The organism is Mycolicibacter heraklionensis, from assembly GCF_001021505.1.
GTDB lineage: Bacteria > Actinomycetota > Actinomycetes > Mycobacteriales > Mycobacteriaceae > Mycobacterium > Mycobacterium heraklionense.
Genome location: NZ_LDPO01000013.1, coordinates 39,621 through 62,819 on the forward strand (window position 1 = coordinate 39,621; position 23,199 = coordinate 62,819).

The 23,199-nt window shown below is 69.0% G+C and carries 19 protein-coding genes; 9 read left to right on the forward strand and 10 right to left on the reverse strand.

Going from position 1 to position 23,199, the window contains the following annotated elements; translation table 11 throughout:
• Nucleotides 1-128 precede the first annotated feature (128 nt).
• Together ABW16_RS15395 and ABW16_RS27785 are read right to left on the reverse strand one after the other, a co-directional pair.
• A complete protein-coding gene (locus ABW16_RS15395) occupies nt 129-773 on the reverse strand; it encodes an HAD family hydrolase (protein WP_233424784.1) in 645 nt (214 codons plus the stop codon).
• A gap of 90 nt (nt 774-863) precedes the next feature.
• Nucleotides 864-4,556 (reverse strand): hypothetical protein, encoded by a 3,693-nt coding sequence (locus ABW16_RS27785; protein WP_052956935.1) that lies wholly within the window; start codon nt 4,554-4,556, stop codon nt 864-866.
• A gap of 312 nt (nt 4,557-4,868) precedes the next feature.
• Between ABW16_RS27785 and ABW16_RS15405 the strand changes: the two genes are divergently transcribed.
• Nucleotides 4,869-5,786: an LLM class F420-dependent oxidoreductase gene (locus ABW16_RS15405; protein WP_047320063.1), complete on the forward strand. Its 918-nt coding sequence runs from the start codon at nt 4,869-4,871 to the stop codon at nt 5,784-5,786.
• An 18-nt stretch (nt 5,787-5,804) separates the two neighbouring features.
• Here ABW16_RS15405 and ABW16_RS15410 read toward each other — a convergent pair whose 3' ends face one another.
• On the reverse strand, nt 5,805-6,527 hold the full coding sequence (locus ABW16_RS15410; protein ID WP_047320064.1) for a FadR/GntR family transcriptional regulator: 723 nt from the start codon (nt 6,525-6,527) through the stop codon (nt 5,805-5,807).
• A gap of 25 nt (nt 6,528-6,552) precedes the next feature.
• Here ABW16_RS15410 and ABW16_RS15415 point away from each other — a divergent pair, with 25 nt between their 5' ends.
• The 3 genes from ABW16_RS15415 to ABW16_RS15425 are packed head-to-tail and all read left to right on the forward strand — an operon-like array spanning nt 6,553 to nt 9,757.
• Nucleotides 6,553-7,539: a hypothetical protein gene (locus ABW16_RS15415; RefSeq protein WP_047320065.1), complete on the forward strand. Its 987-nt coding sequence runs from the start codon at nt 6,553-6,555 to the stop codon at nt 7,537-7,539.
• Entirely contained in the window at nt 7,536-7,892 is a 357-nt protein-coding gene (locus ABW16_RS15420) for a hypothetical protein (protein WP_047320066.1), read from the forward strand. Before ABW16_RS15415 ends, ABW16_RS15420 begins: the two co-directional genes overlap by 4 nt.
• Nucleotides 7,889-9,757, forward strand: a complete 1,869-nt coding sequence (locus ABW16_RS15425) for a GMC family oxidoreductase (RefSeq protein ID WP_047320067.1) — start codon at nt 7,889-7,891, stop codon at nt 9,755-9,757. Before ABW16_RS15420 ends, ABW16_RS15425 begins: the two co-directional genes overlap by 4 nt.
• 13 nt (nt 9,758-9,770) lie before the next feature.
• On the opposite strand, the gene ABW16_RS15430 is transcribed toward ABW16_RS15425, so the two are convergent.
• Nucleotides 9,771-11,210, reverse strand: coding sequence for a DUF4185 domain-containing protein (locus ABW16_RS15430; RefSeq protein ID WP_047320068.1), 1,440 nt, complete (start codon nt 11,208-11,210; stop codon nt 9,771-9,773).
• Nucleotides 11,211-11,341: 131 nt separating this feature from the next.
• A complete protein-coding gene (locus tag ABW16_RS15435; protein ID WP_047320148.1) occupies nt 11,342-12,232 on the reverse strand; it encodes an LLM class flavin-dependent oxidoreductase in 891 nt (296 codons plus the stop codon).
• A gap of 59 nt (nt 12,233-12,291) precedes the next feature.
• On the opposite strand from ABW16_RS15435, the gene ABW16_RS15440 reads away from it, so the two are divergent.
• Nucleotides 12,292-12,681 (forward strand): VOC family protein, encoded by a 390-nt coding sequence (locus ABW16_RS15440; protein WP_047320069.1) that lies wholly within the window; start codon nt 12,292-12,294, stop codon nt 12,679-12,681.
• A gap of 60 nt (nt 12,682-12,741) precedes the next feature.
• Here the strand turns inward: ABW16_RS15440 and ABW16_RS15445 are convergent, their stop codons facing one another.
• The 5 genes from ABW16_RS15445 to ABW16_RS15465 form a co-directional block, all read right to left on the reverse strand.
• Nucleotides 12,742-13,218: an Rrf2 family transcriptional regulator gene (locus tag ABW16_RS15445; RefSeq protein WP_047320070.1), complete on the reverse strand. Its 477-nt coding sequence runs from the start codon at nt 13,216-13,218 to the stop codon at nt 12,742-12,744.
• Between the two features lie 25 nt (nt 13,219-13,243).
• Entirely contained in the window at nt 13,244-13,972 is a 729-nt protein-coding gene (locus ABW16_RS15450) for a 3'(2'),5'-bisphosphate nucleotidase CysQ (RefSeq protein WP_047320071.1), read from the reverse strand.
• On the reverse strand, nt 13,969-15,822 hold the full coding sequence (gene cysC / locus ABW16_RS15455; protein WP_047320072.1) for an adenylyl-sulfate kinase: 1,854 nt from the start codon (nt 15,820-15,822) through the stop codon (nt 13,969-13,971). Before cysC ends, ABW16_RS15450 begins: the two co-directional genes overlap by 4 nt.
• Entirely contained in the window at nt 15,822-16,760 is a 939-nt protein-coding gene (gene cysD / locus ABW16_RS15460) for a sulfate adenylyltransferase subunit CysD (protein WP_047320073.1), read from the reverse strand. The genes cysC and cysD overlap by 1 nt, the downstream gene beginning before the upstream one ends.
• Before the next feature lie 285 nt (nt 16,761-17,045).
• Nucleotides 17,046-17,537, reverse strand: coding sequence for a beta-class carbonic anhydrase (locus ABW16_RS15465; RefSeq protein ID WP_047320074.1), 492 nt, complete (start codon nt 17,535-17,537; stop codon nt 17,046-17,048).
• A 219-nt stretch (nt 17,538-17,756) separates the two neighbouring features.
• On the opposite strand from ABW16_RS15465, the gene ABW16_RS15470 reads away from it, so the two are divergent.
• The 4 genes from ABW16_RS15470 to ABW16_RS15485 are packed head-to-tail and all read left to right on the forward strand — an operon-like array spanning nt 17,757 to nt 23,147.
• Nucleotides 17,757-18,734, forward strand: coding sequence for an ABC transporter permease (locus ABW16_RS15470; RefSeq protein ID WP_047320075.1), 978 nt, complete (start codon nt 17,757-17,759; stop codon nt 18,732-18,734).
• Entirely contained in the window at nt 18,731-19,609 is an 879-nt protein-coding gene (locus ABW16_RS15475) for an ABC transporter permease (protein ID WP_047320076.1), read from the forward strand. Before ABW16_RS15470 ends, ABW16_RS15475 begins: the two co-directional genes overlap by 4 nt.
• Nucleotides 19,606-21,426 (forward strand): dipeptide ABC transporter ATP-binding protein, encoded by a 1,821-nt coding sequence (locus ABW16_RS15480; RefSeq protein WP_047320077.1) that lies wholly within the window; start codon nt 19,606-19,608, stop codon nt 21,424-21,426. Before ABW16_RS15475 ends, ABW16_RS15480 begins: the two co-directional genes overlap by 4 nt.
• Before the next feature lie 2 nt (nt 21,427-21,428).
• Nucleotides 21,429-23,147 (forward strand): ABC transporter family substrate-binding protein, encoded by a 1,719-nt coding sequence (locus ABW16_RS15485; protein ID WP_233424785.1) that lies wholly within the window; start codon nt 21,429-21,431, stop codon nt 23,145-23,147.
• The last annotated feature ends 52 nt before the right edge of the window (nt 23,148-23,199 follow it).

The window sequence follows — 23,199 nt, forward strand, 5'->3', positions numbered from 1 at the left end:
CGTCGCTTCAGTGGTCACCGCGGGCAGCTTCGCCTTGGTGTATCTGACCGCCTATTGCATCGCCCAGCGCCAGCCATTGCGGCGTGAGCGATGAAGCGGCCCGCCGTCTCTACAGCCCATTCAGCCCACTACACCTTACGAACGGTTTGCGCCCACTCGATGAGCGCGACGTCGTCGAGAGTGCTGGTGATGTAATCACCGTCGAGCGGCTTACCTACTTGGGATGGGACGGTCACGACGAAAGTGCTCGCTGCGCGGGCAGCAGCCACTCCAGTCGATGAGTCCTCGAAAGCGACACCTGTGCGCGGTGCGGCATCGAGACGTTCAAACGCGGTTAAGTACAGCGCAGGATGGGGTTTGGCATGCTCGACCTCATCGGCTGCGACCGCTATCTCAAAGAAGTCTCCGAGTCCTGACGATTTCAGTGCAGCGGTAAGCATTGCTCGCGGGCTGTTGGTCGCAACGGCGATCGGCACCCTGTCACGCAGATTCTCAAGAAGCTTTCTCGCGCCCGGCATGGGCGCAACCCCTGCCGATAGCTCCGCTTCAACACGTGGAACGAGATCGGCCTGCAGCCGAGGACCCGCTCCAGAGATCCCGAAATACTCGGCCATGTTGGCGCACGCCGCCTCAAGAGTCCGCCCGATCAGGAGGTCCTTCTCTGCCGGACCAAACCCGAACCCGTAATCGGCGAACAAGGCCTCCTCCGCCCGCGACCAGCAACTCTCTGTATCGAGCAGCAGTCCGTCGCAGTCAAAGACGATCGCGCTCACACACCGAGGAAGTGCCATGGCCCAGACGCTAACGGCGCGAGACTCGGCCTGCAGCCACTTCTCGCTGCGCTCTGCACCGTCTCCGGGCTCCTACGGAGTGCCGCCCGCGCCACCCGGAGTGCCCCCGATGCCACCGGTGCTTCCGGACGGAGCGCCACCCGGAGTGCCGGCGCCACCCGGGTGTCCGGCTTCCAGGGAAGCGCCGCCGGCCCCGGAGGCACCGCCGTAGCCGCCCGGTTGACCGCTACCGCCGTTGCCGCCGACGCCGCCTGTACCACCAGTGCCGCTGACGCTGTCTCCGCCGGCACCACCCATCCCGCCGGTTCCACCCTCTTCGTACGATCCGTACGAGCTGCCGCCGTTGCCGCCACGGCCCCCGTCTCCTCCGTCGGCCGTGCCGGTGCTGGTGCCCCCGGCGCCGCCGGCACCACCATCGCCGCCGCCGCCAAGGCTGTAGCCCGTGCCTCCGTGACCACCATCAGCACCGTCGGCGGCAATTCCGCTCTGGCTGCCGCCCCCGGCGCCGCCCGTCCCACCGAATCCTCCGAAGAAGGTGCCTTTGGCGCCGTCACCGGCCGTGCCCGCGGCGCCCCCGTTGCCGCTGACACTGCTGCCACCGGCACCGCCATTGCCACCGGAGCCGCCGTCGGTGGTACCGCTGCTGCCGTCAGCGCCCGCGCCGCCAGCACCACCGTTACCGCTGACACTGTCGCCCCCAGCGCCGCCGGAACCACCGTGGCCGTAGCCGTGACCATCACTGGCGTCGCTACCGCCGGCACCCGCGGCGCCACCGTTACCCCCGGCGCCACCATCGACGGTCCCACCGCTGTCGCCCCCGGCGCCGCCGGCTCCGCCACTGCCACCGGCCCGGCTGCCGCCCCCGCCCTGACCGCCATCGGCGCCATCGGCGACCTGCCCGCTCTGGCTGCCACCCCCGGCGCCGCCGGCACCACCGTTGCCCCCGTAATAGCCGCCGTCGCCGCCGTTGCCGGCTACACCGGCGGCGCCGCCGTTGCCGCTGACACTGTTGCCGCCCGAACCGCCGGAACCGCCGCGACCACCTTCGCCACCAGGACCACCGTCCGCGCCGTCGGCACCGGTCCCGCCGGACCCACCGTGGCCGCTGACGCTGCTACCCCCGGCACCACCGTCACCACCGGAACCTCCGGTGCCCCCATAGGCGTCAACGGCACGCCCCACACCGCCATTGCCCCCGGCACCACCGTCGGCAGCTCCCCCGCTGTTGCCGCCGGCACCTCCTGCACCACCCGAACCCCCGCTCCAACCGCCGATCCCGCCGTTGCCGCCGTCGGCGCCGGCGGCGGCGCTCCCACTCTGGCTGCTCCCCCCGGCGCCCCCGGCACCACCGTGACCGCCGAAGCCGCTGATGAGGCCGCCGTCCGCGCCGTTGCCGGCTGCGCCTGCAGCGCCGCCGTTACCGCTGACACTGTTGCCGCCGGCACCACCGTCGCCACCGCTGCCGCCAGCGCCCCCGTCCGAACCGCCCGCGGCACCGTGCGCGCCGGCACCGCCGGCACCACCGTTACCGCTGACGCTGCTTCCGCCGGCACCACCAGTGCCGCCAGATCCGCCTTGGCCGTTGTCCAGGTCGGTGGCCGCGCGTCCTTCTCCGCCATTCCCGCCGGCACCACCATTGGCGGCGCCACCGCTGTTTCCGCCGGCGCCGCCGGCGCCACCCGAACCGCCGTGGGAGCTGCCGGTGCCTCCGCGACCGCCGTCGGCGCCCTTGGCGGCGATCCCGGTCTGGCTGCTGCCCCCGGCGCCGCCCGCCCCGCCTTTGCCGCCAGCATCGCCACCGTCGGCGCCGTTGCCGGCTATACCCGCAGCGCCGCCGTTGCCGCTGACACTGTTTCCGCCGGCCCCGCCGGCGCCGCCCGCACTGCCTGCGCCAACGCCGGCCGTGCCGTCCGAGCCTGCGCCACCGGCGCCGCCATTACCGCTGACGCTGTCCCCACCGGCACCGCCATCGCCACCGACGCCCGCCAATCCACTGTTCTGGGTGGCCTCACCGCCAGCTCCGCCGTTGCCTCCGGCGCCACCATTGGCCGAGCCACTGCTATCGCCGCCGGCACCGCCATTGCCGCCCGCCCCTGCTGCGTAGATGGCATCGCCGCCCCGGCCGCCGTTGGCTCCCATACCGGCAGTGCCACTCTGACTTGTACCGCCGGCTCCCCCTGAGCCGCCGGCCCCGCCGAAGAGGCCCAAGCCATCCAGATATCGGCTGTTGCCGCCGTTGCCGCCCAGCCCTCCAGCGCCGCCGCTGCCGCTGATGGTGTTGCCGCCAACGCCGCCGTCGCCGCCGGCACCGGCCGCTATGCCGCGACCGCCCTCGCCTCCCGCACCACCGGCACCGGCGTTGCCTGCGGCACTGTCGCCGCCGGCGCCGCCCAGGCCACCCGCACCGGCGAAGGGCGCAACGGGCAGCGCTGCGCCACTGAGTTCGGTGTCTCCGCCGAGTCCGCCCACGCCACCCGTACCGCCGGCGACAGCACCTGTTCCGCCGTTACCTCCGGCACCTCCGGCGCCGCCATCCGCATCCGTTCCGATGCCACCGACACCCCCGTTGCCGCCGTTGCCGCCGGTACCGGCACCGCCGGCACCACCGTTGCCGCCCGCCCCGCCATTGCCGGTCGCGGTGCCAGCGCCGTCGAAGCCGTCACCACCGAGTCCGCCGTTCCCGCCATGGGCGACCGCTCCGGCCACGCCCCCGACGCCGCCTGCCGCACCCGCGGTACCGGCATCGCCGCCGGTTCCGCCGACGCCGCCGTGGATCGAATCAGCCGTGCCGGCGGCGCCTACACCACCTGCTCCGCCAGAACCGGCGGCCCCGCCATTGCCCGCATGGCCGCTCGCACCGGCCACGCCGGCCACCGCACCCTGCCCGGCGGCCCCGCCTGCGCCACCGGTGCCGCCCGTGCCGCCATCGCCGCCGTTGCCGCCGTTCCCTCCAGCGCCGTTGCTTTCACCGGTGAGCCCCGCCGCCCCGGTCGCACCATCGCCACCGTCGCCGCCGGATCCACCCACACCGCCGTCGCCGCCGCCGCCACCCGTGCCGGACAGCAGGCCGCCTCGGCCTCCAGCACCACCGGTGCCACCGACACCGCCGTTGCCGCCGAGCGTTCCGCTGCTGCCGGCCAGGACTCCGTCGACTCCGCTGGTCCCGGCGAGCCCGGAGCCGCCGTCGCCGCCGTCACCACCGGATCCCCACAGCCAGTTGCCTGCTCCGCCAACGCCGCCAGCCCCACCCAAGCCGCCGGCGCCGCCGTCGCCGCCGTCGCCGAACATCCAGCCGCCGGCACCACCGGCCCCGCCGTCGCCGCCGTCGTAGCCCTCGCCGCCGGTACCGCCGTTGCCCCACATGCCGGCCATGCCGCCGACATAGCCATCCAGGTGGTCGACCGTCCCGGCGGCACCGGCACCGCCGTCACCGGCCAGGAATCCGCCATCGCCCAAGTCGCCGATGCCCGGCAACCAGCCGAAGAGCGAGTCGTTGGTGCCGGTGAAGAAGTCCACCCCGTCGCCGATCATGACGCGGCCGAACAAACTCACCGAAGCGTCGTTGAGCCAGTCCAGCAGCGGATCATTCGACGTGTCCAGCGCCGGTGAACTCTCCGGCAAGGCTGTGCCCCACCACCCCCACGGGTCGGCGGCCGCCGCATCGCCGGGGCCAACGCCTCCGAACAAGTCGAGCAGCGGCGCGATCAGGTCATCGAAATCTGCCCTCGCAGACGGGGCCGACGACGGCGCGAAACCCATCGCCATGGCTGCACCGACTGCCGAGGCCGCCCCCACCGCCCGTCGAGAAACCCTGCGCCTTGCCCTATCCCTACTTCTGCCGATCATGTCGGCCCTCCCCCGCAATCACGGAACCCCACCGTCGGGGCACTTCGACGAAACCGCTGATCCTGAAAAAAGCTATGCGTCCGTCCGTGCCGTGCGCATCAGGGAAATCCCTTGTAATTGGAGCCCGCCGGCTTGGGTTCCCCTGTGCGCCAGCTGGCAACGAGAGCCAGGCTTCTTCGCGCACAGCGCAAATCACCCCGGGACGCGGTTCTGACCCCTAGGGTCGATCAAGTGACGATTCGCCTTGGCTTCCAGATTCCCGACTTCTCTTACGGCACCGGCATTTCGAAGTTGTTTCCCACGGTCATCGAGCAGGCCCGCGAGGCCGAGGCCGGCGGATTCGACGCCGTGTTCGTGATGGACCACTTCTACCAACTGCCCATGCTGGGCTCCCCCGATCAGCCGATGCTCGAGGCGTATACGACCCTGGGTGCGCTGGCGACCGCGACCGAACGGGTCCAGCTGGGCGCGCTGGTCACCGGCAACACCTACCGCAACCCGGCCCTGCTGGCCAAGATCATCACCACCCTCGATGTGGTCAGCTCCGGGCGTGCCGTCCTGGGTATCGGCACCGGGTGGTTCGAGCTCGAACACGACCAGTTGGGCTACGAGTTCGGCACGTTCACCGACCGGTTCAACCGGCTCGATGAGGCGCTGCAGATCATCCTGCCGATGGTCAAGGGTGAGCGGCCGACCTTCGAAGGCAAGTGGTACCGCACCCGGGAGGCCATGGCCGAGCCCCGATTCCGCGACCATATTCCGCTGCTGATCGGCGGCAGCGGCGAGAAGAAGACGATCCCGCTGGCGGCCCGCCACTTCGACCACCTCAACCTCATCACCGGCTTCGACGAGCTGCCCGGCAAGGTGGACGCGATCCGGCGCAGCTGCGACGAGGTCGGCCGTGACCCGGCGACCCTGGAAACCACCATGCTGCTCACGGCACTGGCCGGCGAGAACCTCACCGCCGATCAGATTCCCGCCCAGATTGCTCAGCGGGCGGTGGCCGGCAGCCCCGAAGCGATCGCCGAGCAGGTCAAGTCCAAGGTGCTCGACGCCGGTGTCGGCGGGGTGACCATCAACATCCCCGGCAACACCCCCGGCGTGATCACCGAGGTGGGTGCGGCGTTGCGCGCGGTGCTCGACGACTGATACCGATTCGCGGCCCGGTCAGCCAGCACCGCTCTGACGTGCCGCCGCCAGCATGCGGTGGCCGCTGGCCTGCAGATGCGCCCGCATCGCGACGGCGGTCTCTGCCGCATCTCGGGATGCGGCGGCCTCAGCGATCGCCGCCAGAGCGGACCGTACGGCCGTGGGGTCGTCGAACGCCGCGGTGAGCTCGTGCGAGCGCCCGCCGAAACCTTGCTGAACCCAACCGAACATCAAGGCCAGGGCGCGATTGTGTGTCGCATGGATGAGCACCGCGAAGAAGGCGAGCTCTGCTGCCTGCAGAGCTTCAGGGGTATCTGCTGCCCGCACAAACTCCAGCGTCGGGTGCAGGGCAGCGAGATCCTCGGGCGTACCGCGGCTGACGGCCAGGTCGCCGATCAGCAGGCCGAGCGCCTCTCGAATTTCAAGCAGCTCAGCGAGGAAATCGGGCCCCAGTTTGCGCAGCAGCACCTCGACGATTGCCGGATCTGTCAGGGCCGCGGGCTCGCGCACCAGGTTGCCGCTGCCCTGGCGGGCTTCGATCAGCCCCATGTGCTGCAGCCGGGCCAGCGCCTGACGCAGCGACGTCCGGTTCACGCCGAGTTGTTCGGCCAGGTCACGTTCGGGCGGTAGTACCGAACCCGGCGGAAAAGCACCGTCGACGATCGCCTCGATGATCGACGTCGCGATCTGCTCATCGAGGCGCTGACGCTGCGGTTGCGGAATTGGGCTTGACTGGTCCATTGGCTCAACCAATATAGTACGCAAGATGACGCCCCACGAACTGGAATCGGCAGCCGCCGCCCGATGGCGCGGACAGCCTGGTCGCCTCGAGGTGTGGTACGCGACCCTGTCCGATCCGGTGAGCCACGCCGGCCTATGGATCCATCACGAGGTGGTGGCACCCGCCGACGGCGACTCGCCATTCGGCCACGGGTGGATCACGTGGTTCCCAGCCGGGGCCGAACCACACACTCAGCGGTTCGGCCCCGAGCCCATCGGGCCCAGTCACGACGACGGCAGCTGGTACCGCGGCGCGGGCGGCCGAGTCGCTCCCGGGTCCCTTGTCGGGTGCGCCGGTGCGATGGACTGGGACCTGCGCTGGACAGATCCCGGATCGCCACTGTGGACCTTCCCACGGTTCGTCTGGGAGCGCGAGCTACTGCCCGGCGCTCAGGTGGTACTGGCGCCGACCGCAGAATTTCGGGGAACGCTGTCGGTGAACGGAACTCCCCACCAGATCAATGGATGGCGCGGCGCGGTGTCGCACATCTACGGTCACGGCAACGCGGAGCGGTGGGGCTGGATCCATGCCGATCTCGGCGGGCAGGACGCACTCGAAGTCGTCACCGCGGTGTCGCGGCGACCGGGCCTGTGCGCACTGCGGCCCGTGGCGTTCATCCGGTTGCGCACCGATGGCCGGGACTGGCCGGGCAGCACCCTGCCGGCCGTGCGGGTACGCACCGTGCTCGATCTTCCGCGTTGGCAGCTGGAGGGACGAATCGGCAAGCGCACGATACGAATTCGTGTTGACCAGCCGGCCGACCGATGCGTCAGTCTGCGTTATCAGGACCCCGACGGCGCCACCGTGGTGTGCACCAACACCGAGCAGGCCGACATCCAGATCGAGATCAGCCACCGTCGGCGCGGCGCCCGCACCGTCGATCGCAGGTGGTCACTGCCGGGCACCGGCCATGCCGAGATCGGCGTTCGAGGAGACGCGGCGCCGACCGTCAACGAAAGGATGCACGGATGAGCTTCCTGCTGGATCCGCCGATGTTGGTCGCCGCCGGCATCTTGATCGAGCGCGAACTCGACGAAGAGCGGCGCGATTTCGCCGAGGCCGCTGTGCTGGGCACCTTCTTCGGGGCGTCTTTCGGGCTCTACCACAATGTGCCCGGACTCGGCATCATGTGGCGGCCCTTCCGCGCCCGAGACGGCCGAGATTTCATGTGGAACAGCGGGATTCTGCGGCTTCGCACCGATTCGTCCGGGTGGCGCGAGCACGCGATCGCGGCGGCGCTCTTCGCGACCTATCCGCTGTTCCTCAAACTGGGCCGGCGTCTCGGTCGACGCCGCCCCCCTCGCGCGCTGACCCCCGTCTCGTGAAACTCGCTGACCACGCTGCCGCGTCGTTCGGCTCTGCCCTGTTGCCGGAGGAATACGGCGGTCCCCCACCCGCTGTCCTGGTGACACGGATCGACCGGTATGTCCGCCAACTGCCGGCCTCAACCCGGGTGGCGGTGCGCGCCGGACTGCTGTCGGTGGCGGCAGCAAGCTACCTCGGTACCGGACACACCTCACGCCACCTCGCGGCGGAGGCGCGGGCCAAAGTACTGCGCCGCATCGCGGGTCTGGGCGCAACCACAGAGACGGCGGTGGACGGTCTCAAAGCGGTTGTGTTGCTGGCCAATGGCGCCGACAGCTACGCCGACGAATTGCTCGCGCAGGCGCAGCAGACCGCCGTGGTGCGTCCCGACGCAACGCTTTCCATCAGCACCTCCACCGAAGCCGCCGCGGTGGTACGGGCCGACGCCGTAGTCGTCGGATCGGGCGCCGGCGGAGCGATGGTGGCGCGCACGTTGGCTCGCGCGGGCTTGGACACGGTGGTGCTGGAGGAGGGCCGGCGCTGGACCGCCGACGAATTCCGCAGCACACACCCGATGGACCGCTACGCCGGCCTCTACCGCGGCGGGGGCGCAACGATTGCGCTCGGTCGCCCGCCGGTTGTGCTGCCCATCGGCCGTGCGGTCGGCGGCACCACCGTGGTGAATTCGGGTACCTGTTATCGCCCACCGGAGGCAGTGCAAAAGCGATGGCGGGATCATTACGGGCTGGCTCTTGCCGACCCGGATCTGCTGACGCGGCTGCTTGACGACGTTGAAACCACGCTGCAGATCGGTCCGGTTCCCTCGGACATCATGGGCCGCAATGGTTCTCTGCTGCTTGAAGGCGCGCGGGCGCTCGGCTGGCGCGCCGGGCCGATCACCCGCAACGCACCTGGCTGCGGTGGCTGCTGCCAGTGCGCCCTCGGTTGCCCGCGCAACGCGAAGTTCGGGGTCCATCTCAACGCGCTGCCGCAGGCGTGCGACGCCGGCGCCCACATCATTTCGCACGCGCGCGTGACCCGGGTGCTGCATGCTCGTGGACGTACCCGCGGGGTGCGGGCGCTGCGGCCCGACGGCTCCACCTTCGACGTGATCGCGCCGACGGTGGTGGTCGCAAGCGGCGCCACAGAAACACCTAAGCTGCTGTGGCGCAGTCGCCTAGGCAGACATCCCCGACTCGGCCGCAACCTCGCCCTGCATCCGTCGGTCCCACTGGCCGGCCGTTTCGACGAGGAGGTGTACGCCTGGCACGGGGTGCTGCAAAGCGCTGCCGTCGAGGAACTGCACCATTCGCAAGGCGTATTGATCGAGGCAACCGCGACCCCACCCGGAATGGGTTCGATGGTATTTCCCGGTTATGGCCGTGATCTCCTGGGCTGGCTCGACCGCGCACACCATGTCGCGTCGGTGGGCGCCATGGTTGCCGATGAGGGCGTCGGGCGGGTCGTCCGGTCGGCGCGGGGACCGACCCTGCTGCGCTACGCCATCACCGATCGGGATCTGGCCAGGCTGGTGATCGCGATCGAGGCGATGGGGCGCGTGCTGTTTGCCGCCGGAGCCCGAGAGGTCCTGACCGGCCTTCCCTCGGCGCCCACGGTGTCCTCGATGGACGAGTTGAGTGACGTCCTGCGCAGGTCCGATCCCAGACGCCTTCATCTGGCCGCTTTCCACCCCACCGGTACCGCTGCCGCCGGAAGCGATGAGCAACTCTGCCCGGTCGATGAGCACGGACGATTACGCGGTGTCGATGGCGTTTGGGTCGCCGATGCCTCCATCTTGCCCAGCTGCCCCGAGGTCAACCCGCAGGTTTCCATCATGGCGTTGGCGTTGGCGGTAGCCGAGCGGGTCGTGGCGTCACGGAATTGAGACGCGAGAGCGGCTATCCCAACACAGTGTGCATCAGCATCACGTCGTAGGCGTTCCACAGCGACAGCGTGAAGTACACGTCCTTGCCCGTCGACCAGGGGTGCACGTAGGGCGCGTAGATGCCGCCGGGAATCTGGCCGGTGGGGATCAGCGTCTGTTCGGCGCTCCACGGCCCCTGCGGAGTGGGAGCGGTGCGGGCCACCACGTCATTGCCGCCGTTGCCGTAGAGCGCCAGATACTGCCGCAGGTAGGTGTTGTACTGCACCGACATCTCACCGACCGGGCCGGGGATCACCGGCGTGGCCGCCGCCGGGTTGCTCGGCACCCAAGATCCGCTGTCCCCATTCCAGTACTGGTAGGTCGTGAGGTCGGGAATGGTGCGCTCGGGCACCCGCGACAGGTACGCCGAACCGGCGCGACCCGCGGGGGTTCCATAGGAGTACAGGTAGCCGTCGTTACCGCGTAGGAACGCACCCTGCTGGAACTTCTCGTTACCGGGGACGAAGCGCGCCCGGGGCACGTTCTCCTGCGACGTCGAACGCACTGTCCCCGGATAGACGCCCCAGGTTTCCCCGTTGTCGTTGGAGACCGCGATCGCCGAGTAGTTGGTGGACCATTCGCCGTCACGGCCCCACTGCTTGACCGACATGAAGTTCATGTACTGGTTGCCGGCGATCCCGATGGCGGCGGTGGGGATCATGCTCTCCTGGGCTGGCGCCAGTTGCACGGCGGGCAGGATCTGCTTGGAGAAATTCGCTTGCCGCAGCGGCGAACCCGAGTACTTGTTGCCGACCGCTCCGGGACTCACGGTGATGCCGTCGGCCAGGTTGTTGTCCTGGCTGCGCAGCAGCACGTTGTGCCGCCACTGTTTGCCCTGGATGCGGCAGTAGCCGAAGGTGTCGCCGAACGCCATGAGTATCTGACGGTTGGCGGGATCTCCGTTGTCCCATGGGATTCCGAGGTCGGTACCGGAGATGCCGAAGCGTTGCAGGGTTTGGTTGGGGCTGTTGGGCCCGGTCACCCACTCCACCAGCGAGGTCTGGGCTCCGGCGATGGCTCCTGCGGCGTCTTCGGTCGAGCTTCCCTGATCTGCACCGGCATTCGGAACGGGCTGGACCGGTTGGGCGACGTTCGGCACGGCTTGGCCACCGGGATACGGGGCCGGCGGCACTACCGCGGCCTGCTGCTTGATGGTGCCGTTGGGGTTGATCAGCGCAGCGATCAGCGGTCCCAGTTTGGGCAGCGGCGCTTGATCATTGGTGCCGCGGGGCCGACGCCCGGTCGGCAGCTGCCCGGCTCCGGTGGTCGGTGAGCCCGGCGGCGGGTCGATGTTGGCTTCGGGGGCGTTGCAGGTCGCCGCCGTCGCCGGCGGCGCGAACTCGGTGGCGGCAACCAGCCCAAGTACGACGGCCGGCACCATTGCCGCCGAGACGATTCGACGCGTCGCCGACATGTCACACCTTTCCCCGGACCCGCTCCCGGGCCTCACACCACTGTGACGATAGTGATTTCTGGGACTTCTGTGACCTCCGGAGAACGATAGAGACGCTTCCGTGACGGTGTCGCAACCCGCGGATTGTCCGCTCAGCCGGCCCGGTTGACCTCGGCGACCACGTCGGACACGCTGCGCAATTGGCCCAGGTCGGAGCTGGTCGGGATCAGATGGACCTCGTCGGTGCCCACCGCCGCAAACTGGCGCAGCACCTCGGCCAACTCGTCCTCACTGCCGGCCCAGCCCGTCGTCGGCGCCATCGCCTCCACGTACTCGGCGGGAATCCAGTTCATGTAGCGCAGCAGGTGCCGGCGCACCCGGTCGCGAGCTTCGTCGCGGTCACCCAACGCGAACCAGAACGAGGTCGCCAGATACGGCTGGGCCCGGCCCGCCTGCCGCCAGGCGTCGCGGGCGACGTCGAACAGCTCGTTCTGTTTGGCGACGTCGAGATCCAAGGTGATGCCGGCCAGGCCTTCGGCCCAGGTCGCCGCGCTGCGCAATGTCTTGGGGCCGGTGGTCCCGACCACCAGCGGCGGCCCGCCGGGCTGCGTCGGCGCCGGCCCGACCGGCAGCACCGACTCGGTGAGCTTCTCCCCCGCCCAGACCCGCCGCATGATCGCCACCGCCGCGGCCATCTCGCCCATGGTCTGCGTGGCCTGATCGGCTCCGACCGCGCGGTAGTCCTCGACCCGGCCGCCGACGCCCAGCCCGACGGTGAGTCGGCCCTGGCTGAGCAGGTCCGCAGTGGCCAGCGCTTTGGCAAGCATGACGGGGTCGTGCAGTTGCGGAACGATCACCGTGGTCACCAGACGCACCCGCTCGGTCCATGCCGACAGCGCACCCAGCAGGGTCAGGCTGTCGGGGTTGGTGAAGGCGATCCGCTCACCCCAACACAACGACGAGAACGGCCCGTCGTCGACGGCGCGCGCCCAGTCCCGCAGCAGTGTTGCGTCCAGGTCGGACTCCATCACCGGCATGGTCATTCCCACCTGCATGACCGCGATTGTGGCACGGGCGGCGTGCGCGGCCGACACTTGAAGGAATGAGCATTTCTTTCAACCACACGATCGTGGCCGCACACGACAAACAGGCCTCGGCGGCGTTTCTGGCCGAACTGTTCGGTCTGCCTGCGCCACAACCGTTCGGCCACTTCCACGTCGTCGCCCTCGACCACCAGGCCAGCCTCGACTACGCCGACGTTCCCGCCGGCGAGGAGATCCGGCCGCAGCACTATGCGTTTCTGGTCTCCGAGTCCGACTTCGACGCGATCTACGCCAAGATCTCCGGGCGCGGGCTGGCGCACTGGGCAGATCCGCGGGGTGAACGCCCGGGCGAGATCAACCACAACGACGGTGGGCGCGGGGTGTATTTCCGTGATCCCGACGGCCACTACCTGGAGATCCTCACCCGGCCGTACGGGACCGGCGGTTAGCGAGGCTCGACGCAGGAGAGCCGAAGCTGGACCGCCGCATCAACCCGGCGCATAACCGAATCAGCCCGGCGAATGGCCGCGCTGGCGCTCCTGGGTGCGGTAGTCGGCGGCGAGTTCGGCGACGTGCGCGGGCAGCTCGCCCGACGCCACGTCGGCCAGGCTGGTCTGTTCGAGCACGGAGCGCATGCTGGCCCGCAATGCCCGCCACACGTCGGTCAACGCCGCGGTCGGGCCGGCGTAGGGCAGATCGCCCATGCCGATGTCACGCACACTGGCCAACGGGCCGTCGATGCAGCGCAACACGTCGGCGACGCTGATCGCGGTGGCCGCCCGGGCCAGCTCGTAGCCGCCGTCGCGGCCGCGCTGGCTGCGCACCAGCCGGTCGGTGCGCAGATCGGACAGGATGTCGACCAGGAACTGCGCCGGAATGCCCTGTGCGGCCGCTATCTCGTCGGTCTTGACCAGGGCGCCGGGCTCGGCGGTGGCCAGTTGGACCATCGCTCGCACCGCGTACTCCGCCTTGGCCGACATGCGCATTGCGAGCATTCTTCCATCTGGCGGCTCAACCGATTGCTGCGAGCACCGCTTGCGCGTATTCGGGGCGGCACACCACCAGGTCGGGCAGCAACGGATCCGGCCGGTTGTAGGCCAGCGCAGAGCCGTCGATGCGCGAGGTGTGCAGGCCCGCGGCCCGAGCCACCGCCACCGGGGCAGCCGAGTCCCACTCGTACTGGCCGCCGGCGTGCACGTAGACATCCGCGGTGCCCTGCACGACGGAGGCGACCTTCACCCCCGCCGAGCCCATCGGCACCAGCACGCCGTCCAGTCGCTCGCGAACCGCTTCGGCGAGCGCGGGCGGACGGCTGCGCGACACCGCGATGCGGGGCGCGCCGGTGTAGGCGGGCGGCGCGGAAACCGACGGGGTGGCCAGCGTGGTGCCCCGCGCGGGCAGGGCCACCGCCCCGGCGCTCAGATCGCCGGACTCCCACAGCGCCACGTGCACGGCCCAGTCATCGCGGCCGAGTTCGCTGAACTCCCGGGTGCCGTCCAGCGGGTCGACGATCCACACCCGCTCGGCACTGAGCCGGACCGAGTTGTCGGCGCCCTCCTCGGACAGCACCGCGTCGTCGGGCCGTTCACTCGCCAGCGCGGCCATCAGGAAGTCGTGCGAACGCTTGTCGCCGGCCGCTTTACGGTCCGCCTCGCTGGCATCGGCCAGCTCCTCGCGGACGCGCAGCAGCAGCCGGCCCGCCTCGGCGGCGAGGTGGGCGGCCAGCTGGTGATCGTTCACTTGCGGGCGTCGATCGCTGCGATGACCTGGCGGGCCTGCTCGTCGATGCTGTTCTGCGAGCTCAACCGCACGTCGGGATTCCGCGGCCGCTGATACGGGCTGTCGATACCGGTGAAGTGGGTGATCAGGCCCGCGCGCGCCTTCGCGTACAGCCCCTTGGGGTCACGCTGCTCGCACTCCTCCAGCGAGGTGTCGCAGAACACCTCGACGAAGTCGAACCCGGCGTCGGTGTGCACCTGGCGGGCCATCTGACGATGCTCGATCAGCGGGCTGATCGCCGGCACCAGCACGATCTGGCCGGAGTCGGCCAGCAGCGTGGCCACATGCGCCAGCCGGCGCAGGTTTTCGGCGCGGTCAGCCATCGAGAAACCCAGGTCGGCGTTGAGGCCGTGCCGCAGGTTGTCGCCGTCGAGAACGTAAGCGGGGGTGCCGCGTTCGAGCAACAGCTGTTCGACGCGCATCGCCACCGACGACTTGCCCGCGCCGGAAAGGCCGGTCAGCCACACGGTTCGACCCTTGGACAGCCGGTCCGTCGCGGTGACCAGCGACTCGTGCCGCACCGTGTTGGGGCTCGCGACGCGCGGCGACAGATCGCGCAACACCATGCCGGCCGCCACAGTTCCGTTGGTGGCGTGGTCGATCAGGATGAACGACCCGGTGGCGTCGTTACGGGTGAATTCGTCGAGCATCAGCGGGACCTGGGCGCGCAGCGAGACTCGGCCGAGCTCGTTGAGCTTCAATGTGTCTGCGTCCTTGTCACGGTGCAAGGTGTTGACATCGAGGCGGTAGTCCAGGGCCATCACCTTCACCCGGGTGGTCCGGGTGGTGTGCTTGATGATGTAGTCGTTGCCCGGCTGCAGCGTCGCACCGTCGGCCATCCAACACACGGTGGCGTCGAAGTCCTGGACCACGCGTGGCTGGTTGTTGGTGCGGACGATCATGTCGCCGCGGGAGATGTCGATGTCGTCGGCCAGGCTCACCGAGACCGCCATCGGCGGAAATGCTTCAGCCACTGCGCCGTTGGGGCCCTCGATCGTGGCGATCCGGCTCGGCTTGCCCGACGGCAGCACCACGACGTCGTCGCCGGGACGCATCACACCGCTGGCCACGGTGCCGGCGTAGCTGCGGTGATCGGCGTGTTCGTGGGTCTGCGGGCGGATCACGTACTGCACCGGGAACCGCACGTCGACCAGGTTGCGGTCGCCGGCGATGTAGACCTCTTCCAGATGCGACAGTAGCGCGGGACCGTCGTAGTAGGGAGTCTTGTCGGACTTGGTCACCACGTTGTCGCCGAGCAGCGCCGAGATCGGGATGGTCGTCACGTCATGAACGTCCAGGCGGGTGGCGAACGAATGGAAGTCGTCGCGGATCGCCTCGAATTTCTCGGCGTCCCAGTCGATCAGGTCCATCTTGTTGACGGCCAGCACGATGTGGCGGATCCCCAACAGCGACGCCAGGAAGGTGTGCCGGCGGGACTGCTCCTGCAGTCCGTGCCGCGCGTCGACCAGCACGATCGCCAGCTGAGCGGTCGAGGCGCCGGTCACCATGTTGCGGGTGTACTGGATGTGCCCCGGGGTGTCGGCGATGATGAATTTCCGCTTGGGCGTTGCGAAATAGCGGTAGGCGACATCGATGGTGATGCCCTGCTCGCGCTCGGCGCGCAGCCCGTCGGTGACTAGGGCCAGGTCGGTGTAGTCGTTGCCGCGTTCCCGGGAGGTGCGCTCAACGGAGGCCAGCTGGTCCTCCATGACGGCCTTGGAGTCGAACAGCAGCCGTCCGATCAGCGTGGACTTGCCGTCATCGACCGATCCGGCTGTGGCGATTCGAAGCAGTGTGGTTGCGGCGCCCATCAGAAATACCCCTGCCTCTTGCGGTCTTCCATGCCTGCTTCGGAGATCCGGTCGTCGGCGCGAGTCGCCCCGCGCTCGGTCAGCCGTGACACCGCGGTCTCATCGATCACCTCTTCGACGGTGACCGCCGTGGACTCCACGCAGCCGGTGCAGGTGACGTCGCCGACGGTGCGGAACCGGACCGAGGTCTCGAACACCTCTTCGCCGTCGACCGGACGCAGGTACTCGTGGTCGGCCAGCAGCATGCCGTCACGGCGGAACACCTTGCGCTGGTGCGCGAAATAGATTGACGGCAAGGCGATTTCCTCGGCGCCGATGTAGGACCAGATGTCGAACTCGGTCCAGTTCGACAGTGGGAACGCCCGAATGTGTTCGCCGGCCCGATGCCGTCCGTTGTAGAGGTTCCACAGCTCGGGCCGTTGCGCCTTGGGGTCCCACTGGCCGAACTCGTCGCGGAAGCTGAACACCCGCTCCTTGGCGCGGGCCTTCTCCTCGTCACGGCGGGCACCGCCGAACGCGGCGTCGAACTTGTTCTCACGGATCGCCCGCAGCAGGGTGACGGTCTGCAACGGGTTGCGCGACGGCCCGTCGTCGACCACCCGGCCGGCGTCGATGTCGTCTTGCACCGACGCGACCACCAGCCGGACCCCGGTCGCCGCGACCAGCTCGTCGCGGGTGGCGATGACCTCTTCGAAGTTGTGGCCGGTGTCGACGTGCATCACCGGGAACGGCAGCCGGCCCGGGGCGAACGCCTTGACGGCCAGATGCAGCATGACGATGGAGTCCTTGCCGCCGGAGAACAGCAGCACCGGACGCTCGAACTCCGCCGCCACCTCCCGGATGATGTGGATGGCCTCGGCCTCCAGGGTGCGCAGATGCGTGAGCTGATAGTGCCCGGCCGTGGTGGCCTCGGGGGGCGCGGTGACGTTACTGGTCATGACTTCCTTGCCAGGGATACCCGATAATCTTGGTGAGACTTACCATATTTGTTGGTTATAGTCGGCTATGCAACCAGCCGCGCTGTGTTGCTGTCAATGTGATCTGCCTTCTCCTTGCGCGAGCTCTCCTTGCGCGAGCTCTCCTTGCGCGAGCTCTCCTTGCGCGAGGGTGCGCGTCTGTACGTCAACACGCCGTCAATGGCGTACATCTGCGCACCCTCGTCAGCAGCGGGGCGCCCTCCCCCTCGTAGGGAGCCCGGGAAGAACAGCAGCGAGGGGCGCCGCCTACAGCGTGACCTCGTTGAGCTTGCCGGTGGCGACGTCGAAGACGAACCCGCGCAGCGACGTGGTCTGGGTGATGAACGGGCTGGCCTTGACGCGCCGCAGCGACTGACGGACGTCCTCGACCGGGTCCGGGAACGCCTCGGCCGACCACGTCGGGCGGATGCCGGTCTCCTCCAGGATCGAGCGCTTGAAGTCGTCGTCGGTGAAGGTGAGCATCCCGCAGTCGGTGTGGTGGATCAGGATGATCTCGCGGGTGCCCAACAGTCGCTGACTGATCGCCAGCGAGCGAATCGCGTCGTCGGAGATCACGCCGCCGGCGTTGCGGATGCTGTGCGCCTCGCCCTCGTTGAGCCCCAGCACGCGGTAGACGTCGAGGCGCGCGTCCATGCAGGCGACGATCGCGACGTGCTTGCTCGGCGGCATGGGCAGCGGGCCCTTGAAGGTCTTGGCGTACTCCGCATTGTTGGCCAAGTAGTCATCGGTGACGGTCACAGGTGTTCTCCCTCTGTCGCGGTGCAGCGGAGCCTAGTGAAGGAACCGCGGGATTTCACGGGTAAAAATCACTCAAAAAAATCGTCCGCGGACCACACCTGACCCGCCGCGAGCGTGCGTAGATGTACAGATTTCGTCGGGGTGTCGCGTGCAGACACGCGCGCTCGCGGGAATGAGGCACCCAGCGCAGTCGCAGGGGCGACCTCTACCCTTTTGGCCATGACGCGGTTTCTGGCCGGCCGGGCGCTGAACTACCTGGTGCTGCTGGGCCTCGCCTCGTTTCTGACGTTCTGCCTGACGTCGTTGGCCTTCGCGCCGCTGGACAGCCTCATGCAGCGCAACCCGCGTCCGCCGCAGGCCGTGATCGACGCCAAGGCCGCCGAACTGGGCCTGGACAAGCCGATTCCGCTGCGTTATGCGCACTGGGCCAGCCACGCAGTGCGCGGCGACTTCGGCGTCACGGTCACCGGCCAGCCGGTCTCGGGGGAACTGGGCCGGCGCGTCGGGGTCAGCCTGCGCCTGCTGGTCGTCGGTTCGCTGGCCGGCACCGCGATCGGCGTGGTGGCCGGCGCGTGGGGGGCGGTGCGCCAGTACCGGCTCTCCGACCGGGTCATCACCATGGCGGCGCTGCTGGTGCTCTCGGTGCCGACCTTCGTGCTGGCCAACCTGGTGATCCTCAGCGCGCTGCGGGTGAACTGGGCGCTGGGCGCCCAACTGTTCGACTACACCGGCGAGACCTCCCCCGGGCTGGTCACCGGCTTCTGGCCCGGGCTGGCCGATCGGCTGCAACACCTGGTGCTGCCGTCGCTGACCCTGGCGCTGGGCGCGGCCGCCAGCTTCAGCCGCTACCAGCGCAACGCGATGCTCGACGTGCTCGGCCAGGACTTCATCCGCACCGCACGGGCCAAGGGACTGACGCGGCGGCGCGCGCTGTTCAAACACGGGCTGCGCACCGCGCTGATCCCGATGGCGACGCTGTTCGCCTACGGGGTGGCCGGCCTGGTGACCGGCGCGGTGTTCGTCGAGAAGATCTTCGGCTGGCACGGCATGGGCGAATGGGTGGTGCAGGGCGTGGCGACCCAGGACACCAATATCGTCGCGGCCATCACGGTGTTCTCCGGTGCGGTGGTGCTGCTGGCCGGGCTGCTCTCCGACGTCATCTACGCGATGCTCGACCCGCGAGTGCGGGTGTCATGACCGAGGTCGAGTTCGCCTCGCGGCGCACCCTGGTGCTGCGCCGGTTCCTGCGCAGCCGCAGCGCGGTCGGCGCGCTGGCGCTGCTGGCGGTGATGTTCGTCGGCTGCTACACGCTGCCGGGCCTGCTGCCCTACTCCTACACCGACCTGGACTACGACGCGCTGCTGGTTCCGCCGGGCGCTCGACACTGGTTGGGCACCAACGCTTTGGGCCAGGATCTGCTGGCGCAGATCCTGCGCGGCATGCAGAAGTCGATGCTGATCGGGGTGTGCGTCGCGTTGATCTCCACGGTGATCGCCGCGACCGTCGGGGCGATCTCGGGGTATTTCGGCGGCTGGCGCGACCGGGTGCTGATGTGGCTGGTCGACCTGCTGCTGGTGGTGCCGGCCTTCATCCTGATCGCCATCATCACCCCGCGCACCAAGAACAGCGGCAACATCGCCCTGCTGGTGCTGTTGCTGGCCGGGTTCAGCTGGATGATCAGCGCCCGCATGGTGCGCGGGCTGACCATGAGCCTGCGGGAACGCGAATTCATCCGGGCCGCACGCTATATGGGCGTCTCCAGCCGACGCATCATCATCGACCACGTGGTGCCCAACGTGGCCTCCATTCTGATCATCGACACCGCACTCAACGTCGCGGTGGCGATCCTGGCCGAAACCGGTTTGAGCTACCTGGGTTTCGGCATCCAACCGCCCGACGTCTCGCTGGGCACCCTGATCGCCGACGGCACCGCCTCGGCCATCACCTTCCCGTGGGTCTTCCTGTTCCCGGCCGGGGTGTTGATCACGATCCTGGTCTGCGCCAACCTCGCCGGCGACGGTCTGCGCGACGCCCTGGATCCCGATGCCGCGACGCTGCGGGGCCGCCGATGAGCACCCTGCTGGAAGTATCCGACCTGGCGGTGACGTTCGGCGACGGCCCCGATGCGGTGCGTGCGGTGCGCGGCGTCAGCTATCACGTCGATGCCGGCGAAGTGGTGGCGATGGTCGGCGAATCGGGCTCGGGGAAATCCGCGGCCGCGATGGCCGTGATGGGACTGCTGCCCGAGCATGCGCAGGTGTCCGGTTCGGTACGGCTGCAGGGCACGCAGCTGATCGGGCTGGGCGACACCGCGATGTCGAAGTTCCGCGGCGCCTCGATCGGGATGGTGTTCCAGGACCCGATGTCGGCGCTGACGCCGGTGTACACCGTGGGCGATCAGATCGCCGAGGCCATCGAGGTGCATCAGCCCCGGGTGGGCCGCGCCGCCGCGCGGCGACGTGCGGTCGAGCTGCTGGAGCTGGTCGGGATCAACCGGCCCGAGCAGCGGGCAAGGGCGTTTCCGCACGAGCTGTCCGGCGGGGAGCGGCAACGGGTGGTGATCGCCATCGCGATCGCCTGCGACCCAGACCTGCTCATCTGCGACGAGCCCACCACCGCGCTCGACGTCACCGTGCAAGCCCAGATCCTTGAAGTCCTCAAGACCGCGCGTGACGTGACCGGCGCCGGGGTGCTGATCATCACCCACGACCTCGGGGTGGTCGCCGAATTCGCCGACCGCGCACTGGTGATGTACGCCGGCCGGGTGGTCGAGGCCGCACCGGTGCAGGTCTTGTACTCCGACCGGCGGATGCCCTACACGGTGGGCCTGTTGGGTTCGGTGCCCCGTCTGGACGCTCCGCAGGGCACCCGGTTGGTGCCGATCCCGGGCGCGCCACCGTCCTTGACGACCGGGGTCGATGCGGGCTGTCCCTTCGCCCCGCGCTGCCCGTTGGCCTCCGACGACTGCCTGGTCGCTGAACCGGAGCTGCTGAGCGTCGGGGAGAACCATTGGGCGGCATGCATTCACACCGACCAGGTCATCGGGCGTAGCGCCGCCGACATCTACGGCGTGCGCACCGAGGTGGCCGCCGCCGTCGCGGCGGAGTCCCCCACCGTGCTGCGGGTCCGCGACCTGGACAAGACCTACCCCCTGACCAAGGGCGTACTGCGCCGACGGGCCGGTGAGGTGCGCGCCGTGGACGGCGTGAGCTTCGAGTTGCAGCAGGGCCGCACCCTGGGAATCGTCGGCGAGTCCGGCTCCGGCAAATCCACCACCTTGCACCAGATCCTGGAGCTGGCCGCGCCGCAGTCCGGGTCGATCGAAGTGCTGGGCACCGATGTGGCGGCGTTGAAGCGGGACGGCCGTCGCGCCCTGCGGCGTGATCTGCAAGTGGTGTTCCAGGATCCGGTCGCTTCGCTGGATCCAAGACTGCCGGTCTTCGAACTGCTCGCAGAACCCTTGCGCGCCAACGGCTCCGACAAAGCCGCCATCCACGCCCGCGTCGCCGAACTCCTGGAGCTGGTGGGGCTGCGCCGCGGTGACGCGCTGCGCTACCCCTCGGAGTTCTCCGGCGGGCAGAAGCAGCGGATCGGCATCGCCCGGGCGCTGGCGTTGCAGCCGAAGATCCTCGCACTCGATGAGCCGGTGTCCGCACTCGATGTGTCGATTCAGGCCGGCATCATCAACCTGCTGCTGGATCTGCAGCAGCAACTCGGACTGTCCTACCTGTTTGTGTCGCATGACCTTTCGGTGGTCAAACACCTGGCTCACCGGGTCGCGGTGATGTTCGCCGGGGCGATCGTCGAACAGGGCGAGGCGGAGCAGGTCTTCGGCAATCCGCAACACGACTACACCCGGCGGCTGCTGGCCGCGGTGCCGCACTTATGACTATGACGTTGACTCTGCGCTCACGGCGACGTTGTGCGAGAAGAGGCCGCCCTGGACGCAGAGTCAACGGGGTGGTGGCCACCGTATTAGCTGCCGGCCTGGTGCTGAGCGGGTGCGCGGCCGTCGATATCACCGCGCCGGAGGGCACCGCCGCGGTCGGGACCGCCAGCGACATCAACCCGCAGGACCCGGCGAAACTGCGCGACGGCGGCAACCTGCGGCTGGCCATGACGCAGTTCCCGCCGAACTTCAACCCGCTGCACATCGACGGCAACCTGGCCGAGAACGCCGCCATGCTCAAGGCCACCATGCCGCGGGCATTCATCATCGGACCGGACGGCTCTGCGACGGTGGACACCGACTACTTCACCAGCGTGGAGCTGACCGGCACCAACCCCCAGGTGGTCACCTACACCATCAACCCGAAAGCGGTGTGGAGCGACGGGACACCGCTCACCTGGAAAGACATCGCCAGCCAGATCCACGCCACCAGCGGCGCCGACAGCGGCTACGCGATCGCGACCACCAACGGCGCTGAGCGTGTCGCCTCGGTGACCCGCGGCATTAATGACCGGCAGGCCGTGATGCGCTTCGCCAAGCCCTACGCGGAGTGGCGGGGCATGTTCGCGGGCAACTCGATGCTGTTGCCGGCCAGCATGACCGGCGACCCGGAGACCTTCAACAAGGCTCAGCTGAGCAGGCCGGGTCCCTCGGCCGGGCCGTTCGTATTGTCGACGCTGGATCGCACCAGCCAGCGGATCACCTTGACCCGCAACCCCGCCTGGTGGGGCCGGACACCGAAGCTGGACACCATCACCTACCTGGTGCTCGACGAGGCCGCCCGGATGCCGGCGCTGCAGAACCACACCATCGACGCCACCGGGGTGGCCACCCTGGATCAGTTGACGATCGCGCGCCGCACCGAGGGCATCGCGATCCGGCGGGCGCCGACCCCGGCCTGGAACCACTTCACCTTCAACGGGGCACCCGGGGCCATTCTGTCCGACAAGGCGCTGCGGCTGGCGGTGATGCGCGGTGTCGACCGGTCTACCATCGCCAAGGTCACCCAGCGCGGCCTGACCGCCGACCCGGTACCGCTGAACAACCACATCTACGTCGCCGGCCAGGAGGGCTACCAGGACAACAGTGCGGTGGTGGCCTACGACCCCGAGCGCGCCGCACGCGAACTCGACGAGCTGGGCTGGACGCTGCACGGGAAGTTCCGGGAGAAGGACGGTCGCCCGCTGGTGATCCGCCACCTGTTCTACGACGCGTCGAGCACCCGGCAGTTCGCCCAAGTGGCCCAGCACAACCTGGCCCAGATCGGAGTCAAGCTGCAGTTGGACGCCAAGGCCGGCGGCGGCTTCTTCACCGACTACGTCAACGTCGGCGACTTCGACATCGCCCAATTCAGTTGGGTCGGTGACGCTTTCCCGCTGGCCGGGCTGAACCAGATCTCCGCCTCTTATGGCGAGGCCAACTTCGGCAAGATCGGCAGCCCGGCCATCGACGCCAAGATCGAGGAGACGCTGGAGGCCTTGGACCCCGCGGTTGCGCGAGCCCGGGCCAACGAGGTCGACACGCTGCTGTGGGCCGAGGGATTCAGCCTGCCGCTGATTCAGACCACCGGGAATGTGGCGGTGCGCAGTTCGCTGGCCAACTTCGGTGCGCCGGGCCTGGCGGATCTGGACTACACCGTGATCGGGTTCCTGAAGGACTGACGCCCGCAGCGCGCTCCCAATACAAGCAATGCAAGGGAAAACCCTGTATCCA